At 48.9% G+C, this 16,901-nt stretch carries 12 protein-coding genes and 1 pseudogene; 3 read left to right on the top strand and 10 right to left on the bottom strand.

The window, feature by feature from the left end; genetic code table 11:
* The first annotated feature begins 152 nt into the window (after window positions 1–152).
* Window positions 153–830, top strand: coding sequence for a DUF2982 domain-containing protein (locus VFA_RS06100; RefSeq protein WP_004725678.1), 678 nt, complete (start codon window positions 153–155; stop codon window positions 828–830).
* On the opposite strand, the gene VFA_RS06095 is transcribed toward VFA_RS06100, so the two are convergent.
* The 10 genes and pseudogenes from VFA_RS06095 to gyrA form a co-directional block, all read right to left on the bottom strand.
* Complete coding sequence (locus VFA_RS06095; RefSeq protein WP_004725676.1) at window positions 824–1,480, bottom strand: MBL fold metallo-hydrolase; 657 nt, start codon at window positions 1,478–1,480, stop codon at window positions 824–826. The two genes, VFA_RS06100 and VFA_RS06095, sit on opposite strands and share 7 nt — an antisense overlap.
* Before the next feature lie 63 nt (window positions 1,481–1,543).
* Window positions 1,544–2,092: a peptidoglycan L,D-endopeptidase MepK gene (locus tag VFA_RS06090; RefSeq protein WP_014204992.1), complete on the bottom strand. Its 549-nt coding sequence runs from the start codon at window positions 2,090–2,092 to the stop codon at window positions 1,544–1,546.
* Window positions 2,093–2,270: 178 nt separating this feature from the next.
* Window positions 2,271–3,824: a L,D-transpeptidase family protein gene (locus VFA_RS06085; protein ID WP_004725674.1), complete on the bottom strand. Its 1,554-nt coding sequence runs from the start codon at window positions 3,822–3,824 to the stop codon at window positions 2,271–2,273.
* 114 nt (window positions 3,825–3,938) lie between these two features.
* Window positions 3,939–5,004, bottom strand: a pseudogene (locus VFA_RS06080) (DUF1513 domain-containing protein).
* On the bottom strand, window positions 4,994–6,007 hold the full coding sequence (locus tag VFA_RS06075; RefSeq protein WP_004725671.1) for an imelysin family protein: 1,014 nt from the start codon (window positions 6,005–6,007) through the stop codon (window positions 4,994–4,996). Before VFA_RS06075 ends, VFA_RS06080 begins: the two are co-directional and overlap by 11 nt.
* Before the next feature lie 8 nt (window positions 6,008–6,015).
* Window positions 6,016–7,398, bottom strand: a complete 1,383-nt coding sequence (locus tag VFA_RS06070; protein WP_004725669.1) for a di-heme oxidoreductase family protein — start codon at window positions 7,396–7,398, stop codon at window positions 6,016–6,018.
* Between the two features lie 123 nt (window positions 7,399–7,521).
* Window positions 7,522–8,781, bottom strand: a complete 1,260-nt coding sequence (locus VFA_RS06065) for an imelysin family protein (protein ID WP_004725667.1) — start codon at window positions 8,779–8,781, stop codon at window positions 7,522–7,524.
* Window positions 8,782–8,935: 154 nt separating this feature from the next.
* Window positions 8,936–9,583, bottom strand: a complete 648-nt coding sequence (gene ribA / locus VFA_RS06060; protein WP_004725665.1) for a GTP cyclohydrolase II — start codon at window positions 9,581–9,583, stop codon at window positions 8,936–8,938.
* Between the two features lie 171 nt (window positions 9,584–9,754).
* A complete protein-coding gene (locus VFA_RS06055) occupies window positions 9,755–9,934 on the bottom strand; it encodes a hypothetical protein (protein WP_004725663.1) in 180 nt (59 codons plus the stop codon).
* Between the two features lie 516 nt (window positions 9,935–10,450).
* On the bottom strand, window positions 10,451–13,087 hold the full coding sequence (gene gyrA / locus VFA_RS06050; protein WP_004725661.1) for a DNA topoisomerase (ATP-hydrolyzing) subunit A: 2,637 nt from the start codon (window positions 13,085–13,087) through the stop codon (window positions 10,451–10,453).
* Between the two features lie 353 nt (window positions 13,088–13,440).
* Between gyrA and ubiG the strand changes: the two genes are divergently transcribed.
* Together ubiG and nrdA are read left to right on the top strand one after the other, a co-directional pair.
* The gene (gene ubiG, locus VFA_RS06045) at window positions 13,441–14,148 is read left to right on the top strand and encodes a bifunctional 2-polyprenyl-6-hydroxyphenol methylase/3-demethylubiquinol 3-O-methyltransferase UbiG (protein ID WP_004725659.1); all 708 of its coding nucleotides are present in this window, start codon (window positions 13,441–13,443) and stop codon (window positions 14,146–14,148) included.
* Between the two features lie 449 nt (window positions 14,149–14,597).
* Window positions 14,598–16,880 carry a class 1a ribonucleoside-diphosphate reductase subunit alpha gene (gene nrdA, locus VFA_RS06040; RefSeq protein WP_004725657.1) on the top strand — a complete coding sequence of 761 codons (2,283 nt, stop codon included), beginning with the start codon at window positions 14,598–14,600 and terminating at the stop codon, window positions 16,878–16,880.
* Window positions 16,881–16,901 lie beyond the last annotated feature (21 nt).

Here is a 16,901-nt window from a genome sequence, read left to right as displayed (position 1 = left end):
CGAGTGCCTTTTGTAGGGTGTTGGTCAAGATCGAGGGCAAAAACACGCTTTTCTGTTATGGATGACTACAATTTAACCATGAGGTAAAGTGATCACTTGCCGCACCACTGGGTATAAATACAGAGAAATTTCAGACCATTGTAGCGAGCTGTATGCAAACTGTTCATTTATCAAATCATCACTTCGACCTGAACTCCCCTTACGCCAAAGTCGTGGGTTTTGTCGCGATCGTCGCCACGCTGTTTCTGGTCATTCTGTCACCAAGCTGGCCGCAAGCGCTGATTTCCCTCTTGGCGATGACAACATTGTGCGGTTTGGGCTATTGGCTCATTCGCAAAAGCTGGGTGGGTTACACACTCACGCAGACCCATTTTCAGCAACATCTGTTTCATGGCGGTTGGGTGGTGAAATGGAACAATATCAGCCGCATCGGCATTTGCAGTTATGAGCAGGAAGGCTGGTATCAGCCCTTGCCTTGGATTGGGATCAAGCTAAAGCAATACGAGCCTTATCTCGATGGCATTTGCCCGCGCATCGCAACCGAGATTCTGCTCAGTCAACGCGCGCTGCTTTATCTCGGCGCACGGCAGAAAAATCAAGAATCCGCATTTGAAGACATGGTGTTAGACGCTGAGCCTTATTGCGAACGCCACCAAGGCAAAGTGTATAAAGGATTGATGGCCATGCTGGCCAACCGAATGCGTTATCAGCGCCAATATTATGATTATGATGTGTTTATTTCGGCCAGCGATCTCGACCGCAGTCCTGAGGAGTTTGTTGGATTGGCTCGGCGCTATCTTGCCGCGGCCGAGCCGGAACTGAATCAGTAAAGCGGCATTTCATCCGCAACAAACGGATTGCTTGCACGCTCTCGACCAAAGGTCGAGGTTGGGCCGTGACCCGGAATGAACGTCACATCGTTCCCCAACGGCCATAGTTTGGTTTTAATCGACGTAATTAGGGTATTGAAGTCACCCCGAGGGAAATCGGTACGACCAATGGCACCATTAAACAGCACGTCACCCACAAAGGCTAAGCGCGCTTCGTCGCTAAACAGTACCACGTGACCCGGTGTGTGCCCTGGTGTGTGCAACACATTCAGCGTCTGATGACCAAACGTGATGGTATCGCCCTCGTCTAGCCACGCCGTCGGTTCAAACGCCTCGGTCAACGGAAACCCAAACATCTGGCTCTGGCCTTCCAAACCTTGCAACCAGAAGTTATCGTCTTTATGGGGGCCAATGATATCAATGCCGCCAAGCAACGCGGCCAGCGGTTCTGTGCCACCGACGTGATCCAAGTGACCATGTGTGAGCACCAGTTTGACCACGTTCACACCCAGCTCATCAACCATCATTTTCAGTTGTTTCACGTCACCGCCCGGATCCACCACGATACCGTCCATGGTTTCATCACACCAGACGATCGAGCAGTTTTGCGCAAACGGCGTTACGGGAACAATTTGATATTTTAAAGACATGCTAAACCTTGTTCGAACAACGAATTTGCTCGAACTATGACACTCTCATTCTGATTTGACAAGCTAGGCACCACGCCACTGGCGAACGGGGCCAGTATCGATGTGAACAAACTGACTCTTGGGATAGTAACCCACGCCGCCCGCTTTTAAGCTCAACGCTGCTTCATGAATTTGTTTGAGCGACACACCATCCAAACGGAAATCGATGGCCTGCCCTAACATGTGAAAGCTCTTCTTTGCCACGCCAGATGACTTCCCGCGTAGCATTTCGTTCGTGGCCGGTGAACGGTAACCGGAAATGATCTGCACTTCAGCTTCGGTGCCCAACACCGCCTGAATGCGCGAAATCTGATCAAACAGCTTTTTATCCATTTGATGGACTTCATTCTGACGAAAGTCACGACAGATATGATTCAAACGTTGTAATTCAGAACGTACATAACGCTGACCATTAAAATAACAGGTTTCTAATGTTTCACCGGTATGGAGGTTGTTCATGGCTAAAACACGAGGTTTATCGGGATACGAGGCATGGGCAATCCCCGGGACACAAGTCGCGACCACCAAACCAGAACCAGCAAACTTTAGAAAATCTCGACGTGACAGACTCAAAACAGCACCTTTAACTACGGAATTCGATCTTAACAATCCGGCAAACTACCGGACTCCTCCGCGAAGATCAAATGCATAATTTGTGCTAATTCGGTCACATTTTACCGGCCAAATAGCTTACTAATTGACCAGTAAAGGAATTTTCCTTGTGTAATATTTTAGTAAATTTTGAACTGCATCACCCACGGTTGGGTTTGATTCGGTCCAAGCGGTAAATGTCGTCCCGATAGTGCACTTCCCCCCCTTCGTACCATACCGTTTGATAAATGATGTGCACGGGAATGCGCTTTTTCAGCGGAATGGCGCGATTGGCTGCGTCAGGGTTGGGAATCAATTCACTGTCATTGATGCCCTGCGTCTCCAACAACGTGGTGGCAAACTGATCGGCGTGCTCCACCCGAATACAACCGGAGCTGAATGCGCGTGTTGGGTGATTAAACAAATGTTTACTGGGTGTATCGTGTAAATAAATCGCCCGTTTGTTCGGCGTGTTGAATTTATACAGCCCCAATGCATTTTGGTTGCCAGCCTGTTGCCGCATGCGGTAAGGAAAGGTTTTCGGATTGACGTTTTGCCAATCAATCAACGCGGGATCAAGCGTTTGGTCTGATTTCCAGCTCTCGATGATGTCGATGTGATGACGGCTTAAATAGGAAGCATCACGCTTGGTCATCGGCAGAATATCTTCCACCATGATTTTGTGCGGTACATTCCACGTCGGGTTCAGAATCAAAGAATCCAACTTGGTCGACATGACGGGTGTTGGACGAGTAACACGTCCAACGACGACTTTGGATTCAAACACAGGCTTGCCCGAGTACCAATATTTGAGATTATACCCTGGGACATTAACGACAATCACCGTGTCATCCTGAGTGGTCCAAAGCCGCATCCGCTCCGCGTTTAACGCCAAGAGAGCCAAACGCTCAGGAACTTTCATATTGAGCCACTTCAGCGTATCAGGGCCGATGATGCCATCTATCTTCAAGCCATGCATTTTTTGAAACTGTTTGACCGGTTCCACCAGCGAGTTGTCATACCACGTGACATTGTCACTGATTCCAGCCACATCAATGTTGACCAAAGAGAGTCGCTGGATCAGCGTGCGCCGGTCTTCCAACTTATCGCCCGGCCTCTTCAAGCGAGCCTGAACGTACACTGACAGCATCTGCGGCTCAATCTGACTCAAATAGCGATAGGCGTTCACCAACTGACGATAGGCCGCATCTTGCGGTGTATACTCATCAATTAAATCTGTGATGCCATGAATTCCCACCGCGATATGCAGCGCCAGCCTCGCCTGTTCACTGGGCAAGGGTAACGAATGGTTGAGATTGCCTTCAAAAAACCAAGTCATCCCCTCTTGCGGCGCTCGCTCGGCATAACTGAGATAGAGCAATAACGTGTCGGTGGCGAGCAAGTCATATTCAAACCATTCGCCCGCTTCTCGATACTGAACCAAGGCGTGGTATTGGCGTTCAAACAAAGGGCTGATGTTGGCGCGACGAATCATATCCAGCTGTTGCTCGAAATGCTGCATCGTGAGCATATCCGTCCAGATGAGTTGGTCGTTGTTTTCGTGGTAAAGGCGTTCAAGTTGTTGCGGGTATTGCAGTAAAGGCGTGACCGACGAGCGGCTGTCGACCCAGCCAAGATTGGCAAAGTAAGGTGAGGAAGCCGAAGGAAAACTAAAGAAAATCAATAATAAAACAACAAATGAACAACGCTTCATATCACAATGCCCAAATCACTCGCCAATACATCAAGTATGGCAAAAGAAATGGGCATATGTTAGTTCATCAATGTGTCAGAAATGTGCTTTCGCTTGAGGCGATCACGAATTGCGTCAGAGAATCGCCGACCAGTGGTTGTCCCACTGCACATTGGTCACCGTTTGTTGGGCTGGTTGCGGATATTCACTGGTCACGACCAAGGCCGAACCGGAGCTGACCTGAAAACGGTCTCCATGAACCACGACACCGGACGCATCTGGCAATGCCGACAGCTCAACCAATTCACGCGTCTCTTTTGACCAAATGCCGTAACAGTTGCCCACAGGCGACGTTGCCAGAATCCATTTGTCCGTCGCAGCAATGCTCGCGATGTAATGGTTAAACCGCGCCCACTGTTCCGGCTCCGCCAACAGCGGAATCATGTCACCGCCTCGAGTATGCATCGCGACCAACGATGGGTAGTCATCGGGTTGACCGCGATATTGCTGACCACACAGCACCGTCTCACTCCCATCATGCGCCAAATGACGAATGCTGAGATGATGGTCCGGCAAGGATACCTGATCAAGAATCACGCCTTCCGCAGACAAATAAGTCAGGCTTGGTTTCATGGTGGCAATGTTAAGCGGTTCACGACCGTTGGTATGAACACCGCCCACACCAATCACCAAGGTATCATCCGGCATCACAATCACTTCATGTGGGCCAATACCAAAACCGGTCAATTCCGCCACTTTCTGGTAGTGATGCGCGACATCATACACACCAATGATGCCTCGGCTGGTGCCTCGTCGCAAACAACCATTGCCCATCGTTTGAGTACACACCGTGACCATAATAGTGACGATTGTCGTCTGCTGGGCGCAGTTGCATCATCGCTTGGGTCTGATAATCAAACACCATCAGAAACTCACCCGGCCGGCGACCAAACGCCACGGCTTGAGTCAGTGTCGGGTGAATCGCCACACCATGACCGCGCCCAGGCAGCGGCAATTGGTGAATGGCTTGACCTTGGCTGTTGGCAATGACCGCACTGAACTGATTGCGATTTTTAATCGCGCAACCAATCAGCGCAGGCGTTTGGTTAGGCTGGCTCGCGCAGCCAAAGGGCATCATCGGCGCACAGGCGCCAAACAATGCCGCTTTCAATAGCGAGCGACGCGTTTGATCAGTCACCATCGCTAGAGTTAAACCCGATCACCACACCCAATGCCACAGCCACTTCTTCATGCAGCAGGTATTTCAGTTGATCCAACTTGTTGTACTGAGACAACGCGTCGCGGTAGCCTTCTTTGGTTTGCAGCATATCAAACAAGCTTGGTTCCGCTGGCCAAGTGTCAACCAGATTGGCGTATTGAGTTTTCACGCGATCAGCCAGTTCAACCAGATTACGCTCACGAAGTTGCCCATCCAGACTTGCCAAATAAAGCGCCTGCATTGCTTCTACGTTTGCTTTCAGGTTCAGCATAGACGTTTTCGAACGCCAAGATTCCGAGAAATAGGGACGCGGTTTGCCAACATTGGCCAGTGGGCGTGTCATTTTCGACATCGCATGTTCCAACTGATTCGATAGCAGCGCAATGTATTCCGATTCCCACGTTGCGACGTCCATCGCTTTCCAAGGGTTCTGCTGCCACGCTTGCGCAATCACATCGGCTTTATTGGCCAAGTTTTGGCTAATCCCCAACGCCGATTTAGGTGCCGATGTCAGCGGAGATGTCGCATCGTACAGCAACCATTCCAACGCACCCAACCCTTGCACGGTCACACTCTGCTGCGCAATCTGCTCAGCACTCCATGCGCGGTCTTGATGCACTAACGCAGCCATCTTGCGACCGGTGGTGTTCTTTTTATCTGGCCAGAATTGCACATTCCAGCTCTGTTCCAGTGCCGCTGCCGGGCCACGCTCCTGCCCTTGCAGTGCCATCCATGCCGTCATGGTTTGATGCCACTGCGTTTTCAACGTATCCGTGTCCAGATCGGCCTGTTCACAATAACGGCCAAACGCCTGAGCCAATTGGTCCGCCTCTGTTTTAAAGCGTTCCGCGGATTGATACTCCAGCACGTACACCGGCTGGCTGACATGTTGGGTCTGCTCGGCTTTGGAATCTGGCATCCCTGTGCTTTGACAAGCAGACAAAACCAGCGCGAGTGCCACTGGTGTCATTGATTTAAACGTCATTCTCACACCTATAAAGAATTCAAAAATGCGATCAGCGCTTCACGCTGTTGTTGATCAAATTGCAGCACACGATCACGCGACACTTTCGCTTCACCGCCATGCCACAACACCGCTTCCATTACATTTCGCGCACGTCCGTCATGCAGATAATAGGTATGTCCGTTGACTTCCTGCGTATACCCGATGCCCCACAGCGGTGGCGTTCGCCACTCTTGTGCACTTGCCAATGCTTCTGGTCGGCCATCGCTCAGCCCTTCGCCCATATCATGCAACAGTAGATCCGTATAGGGATGGATCGTCTGCTCTGACAGCGCGGGAAGGTGCGCGCGTTTGGCCGTCACCACCTGCGTTTTGTGGCATGCCACACAGCCGCTGTCATGAAACAACTGTTCACCTTTCATGACTTGTGGATCATCAAGATTCCGTCGTACCGGCACCGCCAAATGTTGCGAGTAAAACTCAACGAAATCGAGAATATTATCGCTCACTTCCGGCGTACCGCCGTTGGGCAAACTGTCGCACAGTGTTTGCTTCGTTGTACAGTTTTCGTGTGGAAACAACCGACTGGTTAAACCAATGTCACCATTAAATGCCGCCGCATTTTGTTGCATCAACGAAGGTTGACCGGCTTTCCAGCCAAATCGACCGATGACGGTTTTCTCAGCTTGAACGTCCCATACGCGGTTCAGTTTGCCGGAAATCCCATCACGGTTGAGATCGTGTTCGTCTGCCCACTCAAGCAGTGTCGATTCCGGAATACTTTCAAGCAATCCCAAACCAATCATGGGTGGCGCCACACGCGCAGACAACTGCGTATCTGCATGCAGCGGACCATACGCTAATTCAACAATAGACACATTCGGTTTTCTAAGCATCACCGGCGTTCCATCGGCAAAGTGCACCACCACGTCATCGTAGGTGATGTGGATCTGCCCTTCCGGCTTTTTACCCGGCAAGGCAAAATCTTGCAGTTGAGCGCCATACGTAGGCTCAGGCACCACACCCTCTTTTTCATATAGCGCATGGTCTTCAGGTGATGTGGCGGGAATGCTCATGCGCACCAGCATAGAGACCGCTTGCGTGTCGTTTTCTTCTGGGGGATGACCCCGGCCATCTTTGATGTGGCAGTTTTGACACCCGTTGGTATTAAACAGCGGGCCAAGGCCATCACGGGCTTCCGTTGACGACGGCGCTGCGACCCAAGGATTGCGAAAGAAACTGTTGCCGACACTGAAATCGAGGCGCTTAGACAGTGGTAAGTTGGAGGCAGGCATTGAATACGCATTCTGCCCTGATTTGGTGGTGCTCGTACCACCGCCAGATTTGGGTTCACCCGCTAGCGCGGATGCCGACATCAATCCAAGAAGGAGCGCGGAGTAGTACAACTTCATTCCATTCTTCTCGTGTAATAAAAAGCAAGAAACCCAATCGCCATACATGACAAAAATACGCTCTTTGACACGCTGAGGATTGGGTAAAAAGAGCCCGGCGACGCGGGCTCCTACGATCGATTTTTAGAATTCGTGATCCGCAGTATCTGGGTTCAGGTTATCGATACCAATCACGTTGGCAGCACGTTCAATTGAAGCCGTCTGCGCCACCAAAGCCATGATAGCTTTGTTCACCAGCGCGTTACCCGCTTTGTTGTCTGCCGCAATCAGTTGGTCGAAATGCTGATTGTTTTTCTCTGCCGAATTCACCAGCTCACCCACTTGAGCGCGCGCCGCATCGAATTGCTTCATGATTTCTTTCGCAGCCACGTCATCTTTCTGTGCAACCAAATCGTAAATCGAAGCACCTGTTAGCGTTGAGCCGTCTGCACGCGTGTACGTACCGGTGTAGATGTTGTAGATGCCTTGCTCGTCATAGAAGTGAGAGTTGTGCGTGTTGTCTGAGAAACAATCGTGCTCATCTTCAGTGGAGTTCGCTTCCAGAGCCACTTTCATGCGCTCACCAGCCAGTTCACCCAATGACAGCGACCCCATGCCAAACAGCATTTTACGCAAGCCATTCGTTGATGAATCCGTAAGCAGCGCTTCACGGTAATTGCCTTTCTCTTTTTCAGACCACTGCTTTTCCATCCACTCAAGATCTTGCACCAACAGTTGTGCAGATGCTTTCAGGTATTGAGCGCGGCGATCACAATTGCCATGCGTACAAGCATCACCTTGAGCATAGTCGGTGTATGGGCGTTCACCCGCACCCGCTTGAGTGCCGTGCAAATCTTGGCCCCAAAGCAGGAATTCAATGGCGTGATATCCGGACGCAACGTTAGCCTCAGAACCACCGACCTCATTCAGGCTTGCAATCAGCTCCGGTGTAATTTTAGAAGCATCGATGGTGGTCGCACCAATGGTGATCGACGCGTTGCCGACGATGTTTGCGCTAGCGCCTTCATTACCCAGTTCATATTGGTAATCGTCGGACACATAATCAATCAGGCCTTCATCGAGTGGCCATGCATTCAATTGGCCTTCCCAATCATCAACGACCGCGTTACCAAAACGGAAAACTTCAGACTGTTGGTAAGGAACGCGTGCGGTAATCCATGCTTGTTTCACTTGCTGAAGTTTGGCTTCAGAAGGTGCAGCAAGGAACGAGTCGATTGATTTCTCAAGATTCTTTGCCGTGGTGAGCGAGTCAGAAAAGACTGCGTGCGCGATATCGGCGTAATGAGCGACCACCTGATCCTGGGTGACAGCGGCAAAACTAGCACTGCTGGCCAGTGCCAGAGATGCTGCGATAGATTGGACTAAAAGTGACTTAACTTTCATTTAAGCATCCTTGTTGAGCATGATTCATTGCTAGTGCTAATTATTATCATTTGCACTTTTAGCCGCGATAATACAAATTTACATTTTTTTTGCAAGCTGTAACGAAAAAAACCTCACCGAAGTGAGGCTTTTATCAACGATTAGCGAAAATTGCTCAGAGTTTGAGCTGATGTTTACCGTGCGCCACTTTAGCTTTCAAGTAGTTCTCGTTACCTGACTTGATGTGTGCTGCAGTGTGGACGACTTCCACGATCTCGATCCCATACTCTTTCAGTTCACGAATTTTTTTCGGGTTATTCGTCACTAAGCGAATTTTGTTGACGTTCAGTGCGTTCAGCATCTGAGCGGCTTCAGCAAAATCACGAAGATCATCGCTAAAACCAAGATGATTGTTGGCTTGATACGTATCCATGCCCTGACTTTGTAGTCGGTAAGCATCAATCTTATTGTAAAGGCCGATACCACGACCTTCTTGACGCAGATACAAAATGATCCCGCCATGTTCGCCCATTTTCGCGATCGTTTCTTCGAGTTGCTCACCACAATCACAACGCGATGAATGGAATACATCGCCAGTGAGACATTCAGAGTGCATGCGCACGAGTGGAACTTCTTGGGTTTTATCTGCTGACTTGAAAATGACGGCAACGTGCTCTTTATCGGTCTTCAATCCTCTGAAAGACAGGATTTCTGCATCAATATTACTTTTCGCACCTACTTTTAAATCAACTCTGGCTCTTACTTCCGCCATATCTGCACTCACCTGATTCATTACTGGATGCATGCTGGTTATTGTATGCATTCTTATACCTTACTTGTGACTTTACTATGGGGTCTGATACCCCACTTTTCAACGAAAAGATCACAAAACTACTATAAATGTTATATTATAACAATTTGAAATTTGCGCAACAAAAAACCCAGCCTCTTTACGAGTAAACTGGGTTTGCAAAAATTCAGCGTGTTCAGAGCATTAGTGACTTTGGGTTTTCTTCCATACGGCCAATTCAACCCACAATTGTTCTAGCTCTTTCAACTCTTCTGGCGTGAGAATCGACAACGTTGGTTTCGACTGCGGCAGCGTGCACGACTGCAGCGCGCTAATTTGCGCGTAAAAGTCTTTTTTCAACTGTGTAATCACTGAATAGTCCACTGCCTTTTCCTGCTGATTATTATTTGCACTGAAGAAATAATAACATTTTCTCTTTGTCAGTGTTGTGTAAATTTAAATATTGGAATAATCGTCACATTATTTCCGCTAAAGTTAAAAAGAACGCAAATAAAACTCGCCGATCCGTTCACTTATATTTGATCAACAATTCAACGATCGTTTTATTATATATCGACGTTGGATTGCCGTTATTTACTGCACCTAACGTGGAAACCGACAGGTCAAGAAATGATGATAACCTACTATTCCTAAAGGGAAATTGTCACCAAGAGAGACCAGCGTCATCCAACGTTTATTCTCAAATTAAAACGGCATAACGGTATGATCGAAGAACAAAATTGATGATCGTCAATTTTAACAGCGGCATTTTTAAATAATGTTCACCAGTTATATTAAAACCGTTTTATTAACCCAGTGTGTGACTCAACTATTTAATTGCCTTTCTTGAGGATACAAAAAAGCCGGGCTAATTTGCCCGGCTTTTTAATTTGTGAAGCGTTACGCTTCAGAATCACCTTCTGTTGGCGCTTCTGGTGCTGCTGGCGCTTCCGCCGCATCAACATTTTCCGTCATCTCGGAACCTTCTTCTCCTTCAAGAAGTTCGGATTCTTCAATTTCTTCAATACGTTGCAGACCAACCACTTGTTCGTCTTCAGAGGTACGAATGAGCGTCACACCCTGGGTGTTACGACCCACTTGACTCACCTCTGCCACACGAGTACGTACCAGTGTGCCCGCATTGGTGATCATCATGAATTCGTCGCCTTCGTCCGCTTGAACGGCACCGACAACTCGGCCATTACGCTCAGAGACTTTAATCGAGACCACACCCTGTGTTGCACGGCTCTTCGCTGGGTATTCCGCCAGAACAGTACGTTTACCGTAACCATTTTCAGTCACAGTCAGGATATCGCCATCAGTCTTCGGTACGATCAGTGAAACCACTTGGTCGCCTTCCATCAGCTTCATACCGCGAACACCTGACGCAGTACGGCCCATGGCACGAACTTGATCTTCGTTGAAGCGAACCACTTTACCTGATTTCGAGAACAGCATGATTTCGCTGTCGCCGTTGGTGATATCGACACCAATCAGAGAATCGTCGTCACGCAGGTTCACGGCGATAAGGCCGTTCGAACGTACGTTTGAGAACTGATCCAACGAAGTTTTCTTCACTGTACCATCGCCCGTTGCCATGAAGATGAACTTATCATCGCTAAATTCTGTCACTGGCAGAATTGCAGTAATGCGCTCGTTATCTTCCAGCGGCAGCAAGTTGACGATTGGCTTACCACGCGCGGTGCGGCTTGCCAGCGGCAATTGATACACTTTCATGCGGTAGGTCTTACCGCGAGTCGAGAAGCACAGGATGTTGTCGTGCGTATTCGCAACCAGAAGACGTTCAATGTAGTCTTCATCTTTCATGCGAGTCGCACTCTTACCCTTACCACCACGACGCTGAGCTTCGTAGTCGCTCAGTAACTGGTATTTCACGTAACCTTCGTGAGACAACGTGACCACCACGTCTTCACGCGCGATCAGTTCTTCCAGATCAATGTCATGGCTTGCTGCGGTGATTTCAGTGCGACGCGCGTCACCGTAACCATCACGCACAGCTTGCAGTTCTTCGCGGATCACTTCCATCAGACGTTCTGTGCTAGCCAGAATGTGCATCAGTTCAGCGATCTCTTCCAGAAGCTGTTTGTATTCGTCAAGAATCTTCTCGTGTTCCAGACCGGTCAGTTTGTGTAGACGCAGATCCAGAATCGCTTGCGCTTGCTGTTCAGTCAGGAAGTACTGACCGTCACGAATACCGTATTGCAGCTCAAGCCACTCAGGACGTGCTGCATCGGTACCCGCGCGCTCAAGCATCGCCGCAACGTTACCCAAAGCCCAACCACGTGCAACCAAACCTGCTTTCGCTTCAGCAGGCGTCGATGCTTTACGGATCAAGTCGATGATGTCGTCGATGTTGGCCAGCGCCAGTGCCAAACCTTCAAGGATATGTGCACGTTCACGCGCTTTACGCAGTTCAAAAATGGTACGACGTGTCACCACTTCACGGCGGTGATCGACGAAACATTTCAGCATCTCTTTCAGGTTAAACAGTTTCGGCTGACCATTGTCCAGCGCGACCATGTTGATACCGAAAGTGGTTTGTAGCTGAGTGTTCGCGTAGAGGTTGTTCAGAACCACTTCGCCAACCGCGTCACGCTTACATTCAATCACAATACGCATACCGTCTTTATCTGACTCGTCGCGCAGTGCACTGATGCCTTCTACTTTCTTGTCTTTCACCAGTTCCGCAATTTTCTCGATCAGGCGAGCTTTGTTCACCTGATAAGGAATTTCGGTCACGATGATGGTTTCTTTACCGTGCTTATCCGCCTCAATTTCAGCTTTTGAGCGCATGTAAATTTTGCCGCGGCCGGTTTTGTATGCATCAACGATGCCTTTGCGGCCACTGATCAATGCTGCCGTTGGGAAATCCGGGCCCGGAATGTAATCCATCAACTCATCAATGGTGATGCTTTCGTTGTCAATGAATGCCAAGCAACCATCAATCACTTCCGTCAAGTTATGCGGTGGGATGTTGGTTGCCATACCTACTGCGATACCAGAGGCACCGTTGACCAGCAAGTTAGGAATTTTGGTCGGAAGAACCGCTGGGATCTGTTCAGTACCATCATAGTTTGGTACGTAATCCACGGTTTCTTTATCAAGGTCTGCCAGCAACTCATGGGCAATTTTTGCCATACGTACTTCGGTGTAACGCATTGCCGCCGCTGAGTCACCATCGATCGAGCCGAAGTTACCTTGGCCATCGACCAACATGTAGCGAAGTGAGAACGGCTGCGCCATACGTACAATTGTATCGTATACCGCGCTATCACCGTGCGGGTGATATTTACCGATAACGTCACCAACCACACGGGCAGATTTTTTATATGCTTTGTTCCAATCGTTCCCCAGAACATTCATCGCGAACAAAACGCGACGGTGAACTGGTTTTAGGCCATCACGCACATCTGGAAGAGCACGACCGACGATAACTGACATCGCGTAGTCTAGGTATGAACCTCGAAGCTCATCTTCAATGTTTACGGGCGTGATCTCTTTAGCTAGATCGCTCATAGAGCCATTATCCCTCTATAGTTTGATCGGTATATCCAGACAACATTCAGCGCATGCCAATCTCAGCATGAAACATTGAATGCAGAAAGACCTGAATATTATTGATACTTATAAGGTGAAAAAATATAACACAAGTTCCTAAGCTTCGGCATCACTTTCCCTCCCCTTTTATCAGGTTGTGACCTTTGTTGTGAATCAACTGCTGAGAATTTACACATTCCTACCATATCCAACTGATAAGCGGTTATTTTTTGTTCATCCATTTGGGAATCAAAGATAACAAGTGGTGCGAAATGACAACGGCGCTATAATGCCCCCTTATTCATGGATGCATAACACAGGCAACGAGTAGCATGAGCAAACCGCAAAACGTCGACCCCAATGAAATCAAGAAATTTGAAGAGATGGCCTCACGTTGGTGGGATCTTGAAGGCGAATTCAAACCCCTTCATCAGATTAACCCACTGCGTCTGAACTATGTGCTAGAACGCGCCGACGGGCTGTTTGGTAAAACGGTGCTCGATGTGGGCTGTGGTGGTGGTATTCTTGCGGAGAGTATGGCCCGCGAAGGTGCCCACGTGACGGGTTTGGATATGGGCAAAGAGCCATTAGAAGTTGCTCGTCTACACGCTCTTGAAACGGGCACGAAGCTAACTTACATCCAAAGTACCATTGAAGATCACGCGCAAGAGAACCCACAGACTTATGACGTCGTGACTTGCATGGAAATGCTTGAGCACGTGCCCGACCCACTGTCCGTGATTCAATCATGCGCAGCGTTGGTCAAACCCGGTGGCCATGTGTTCTTCTCTACACTCAATCGCAACTTTAAGTCATACTTGTTCGCGATTGTCGGCGCGGAAAAGCTGCTCAAGATTGTACCGGAAGGTACGCACGACCATGAGAAATTCATTCGTCCTTCTGAGCTGCTCAAGATGATCGATGCAACACCTTTACAAGAGCAAGGCATCACCGGATTACTCTATAACCCGCTGACCGACACGTACCGTTTAGGCGCAAACGTTGACGTCAACTACATCATCCATACACGCCTGATTTAAGGGGTGTTATACGCTAAAAGTCGATGGTCAAATAGCACACTCTACGATCGATTTTTAGCGTGTTTTTTGTGCTCTAGATTCCACTTTAATCAATCCGGAACACACTAGAGTTTTTACCTAAAGATCAAGATATTTTTTTTCGATCGTGGTTATGAAAAAACCAATCTTGAAATGACGATTTTCTACAATCAATTCTGCTCTTTGATCATCGGTGAGTGGCTACTAACTGTTTTTTTTCAATTTGCTAGTTATCCACAAACTGTCCCCGATCTGTAACTTGCAATACCCCCTCAATAGCACTATCTTGTAATGCGAACACTGATGCACCCCTACATATAGTGTTTATGACACTATATGTAGGGCGAGCTTGATCACAAAGCCGGGATTCACTTTACAAGAATTACACTAAAACACGGCTTTTATCAGTTTTGTTAGGGAAATAAAGCAGAATGAACCAACAACTTACTGTCACCAAGCGTGATGGCCGCAAAGAAAACATCGATTTAGACAAGATACACCGCGTAATCACATGGGCTGCAGAAGGCCTCGATAACGTCTCTGTATCGCAAGTAGAACTTCGCGCTCACATCCAGTTCTACGATGGCATTACCACGTCAGATATTCACGAAACCATTATCAAGTCTGCCGCGGATCTGATCTCCGAAGAGACCCCTGATTACCAATACCTGGCTGCGCGCCTTGCGGTGTTCCACCTGCGCAAAAAGGCTTATGGTCAATATGAACCGCCAACGCTGCTCGACCACGTGTCAGCGATGGTGGAAAAAGGCAAGTACGACAAACACCTGCTAGAAGATTACACTCGCGAAGAGTTTGAACTGCTGAATGGCTTTATCGACCACCGCCGCGATCTGGACTTCTCCTACGCCGCTGTGAAACAGCTGGAAGGTAAATACTTCGTACAAAACCGTGTCACCGGTCAAATCTACGAGAGTGCACAGTTCCTGTACATTCTGGTTGCGGCGTGCCTGTTTGCAAAATACCCGAAAGCGACACGTCTAGATTACGTGAAGCGTTTCTACGATGCGACGTCCACATTCAAGATCTCGCTGCCAACGCCAATCATGTCTGGCGTACGTACGCCGACTCGTCAGTTCAGCTCTTGTGTACTGATTGAATGTGGTGACAGCCTAGATTCTATCAACGCGACCGCTAGCTCGATCGTTCGTTACGTGTCACAACGTGCGGGTATCGGTATTAACGCGGGTCGTATTCGTGCGCTGGGTTCAGAAATCCGTGGTGGCGAAGCATTCCACACTGGTTGTATCCCATTCTACAAGTACTTCCAGACTGCCGTTAAATGTTGCTCACAAGGCGGCGTTCGTGGCGGTGCAGCCACGGTATTCTACCCATTGTGGCACGGCGAAGCCGAATCGCTGTTGGTGCTGAAAAACAACCGCGGCGTTGAAGAAAACCGTGTTCGCCACATGGACTACGGTGTTCAGCTGAACAAGCTGATGTACAAACGCTTGGTTGAAGGTGGCAACATCACACTGTTTTCACCTTCAGATGTTCCTGGACTGTACGACGCGTTCTTCCAAGACCAAGACGAATTTGAACGTCTGTACGTGAAATACGAAAACGATCCATCAATCAAGAAACGCACAGTGAAAGCAGTCGAGATCTTCTCCCTGCTGATGCAAGAACGCGCGTCGACAGGTCGTATCTACATTCAGAACGTTGACCACTGTAATACGCACAGCCCGTTTGATGCGAGTGTTGCGCCAGTCCGTCAGTCGAACCTGTGTCTGGAAATCGCACTGCCAACCAAACCGCTGGTGAACGTCGAAGACGACAGCGGCGAAATCGCGCTGTGTACGCTGTCTGCATTCAACTTGGGTGCCATCGAAAAACTGGATGATTTCGAAGAGCTGGCCGAGCTGGTTGTTCGCGCTCTGGATGCGCTATTGGATTACCAAGATTACCCGCTACCAGCAGCACGTAAATCAACCATGAACCGTCGTACTCTGGGTGTGGGCGTCATCAACTACGCATACTACCTCGCTCGTCATGGCGTGAAATACTCCGATGGCAGCGCAAACGGCCTGACGCACCGCACATTTGAAGCGATGCAGTACTACCTGTTGAAAGCGTCTGTGAATCTGGCGAAAGAACAAGGCAAGTGCCCTGCGTTTGATGAAACCAACTACGCGAAAGGCCTTCTGCCAATTGATACGTATAAGAAAGACCTTGATCTATTGTGCGACGAACCACTGCATTACGATTGGAATGCACTGCGCGAAGAGATCATGGAACATGGTTTGCGTAACTCAACACTGACCGCGCTGATGCCTTCTGAGACATCTTCTCAGATCTCTAACGCGACCAACGGTATTGAGCCACCTCGCGGCTACGTATCAGTCAAAGCGTCTAAAGACGGTATTTTGAAGCAGGTTGTGCCTGAGTTCACTCGTCTGAAAGAGAACTACGAACTGCTGTGGAACATCGGGTCTAACGATGGTTATCTACACTTAGTGGGTATCATGCAGAAATTTGTCGATCAGGCTATTTCCGCCAATACCAACTATGACCCAAGCCAATACGATTCAGGCAAAGTCCCAATGAAGAAACTGCTTCAAGACTTGCTGACCGCGTACAAGTTTGGTGTGAAAACACTGTACTACCATAACACTCGTGATGGTGCGAAAGACGATCAGAAAGATGCGGTGCAACCTGCCGATGACGATTGTGCAGGCGGCGCTTGTAAGATCTAATCAGATTCGAACTTTCCCTTA

Source organism: Vibrio furnissii CIP 102972, from assembly GCF_000176175.1.
GTDB classification, from domain to species: domain Bacteria; phylum Pseudomonadota; class Gammaproteobacteria; order Enterobacterales; family Vibrionaceae; genus Vibrio; species Vibrio furnissii.
This window is presented reverse-complemented; position numbering and strand designations above follow the sequence as displayed.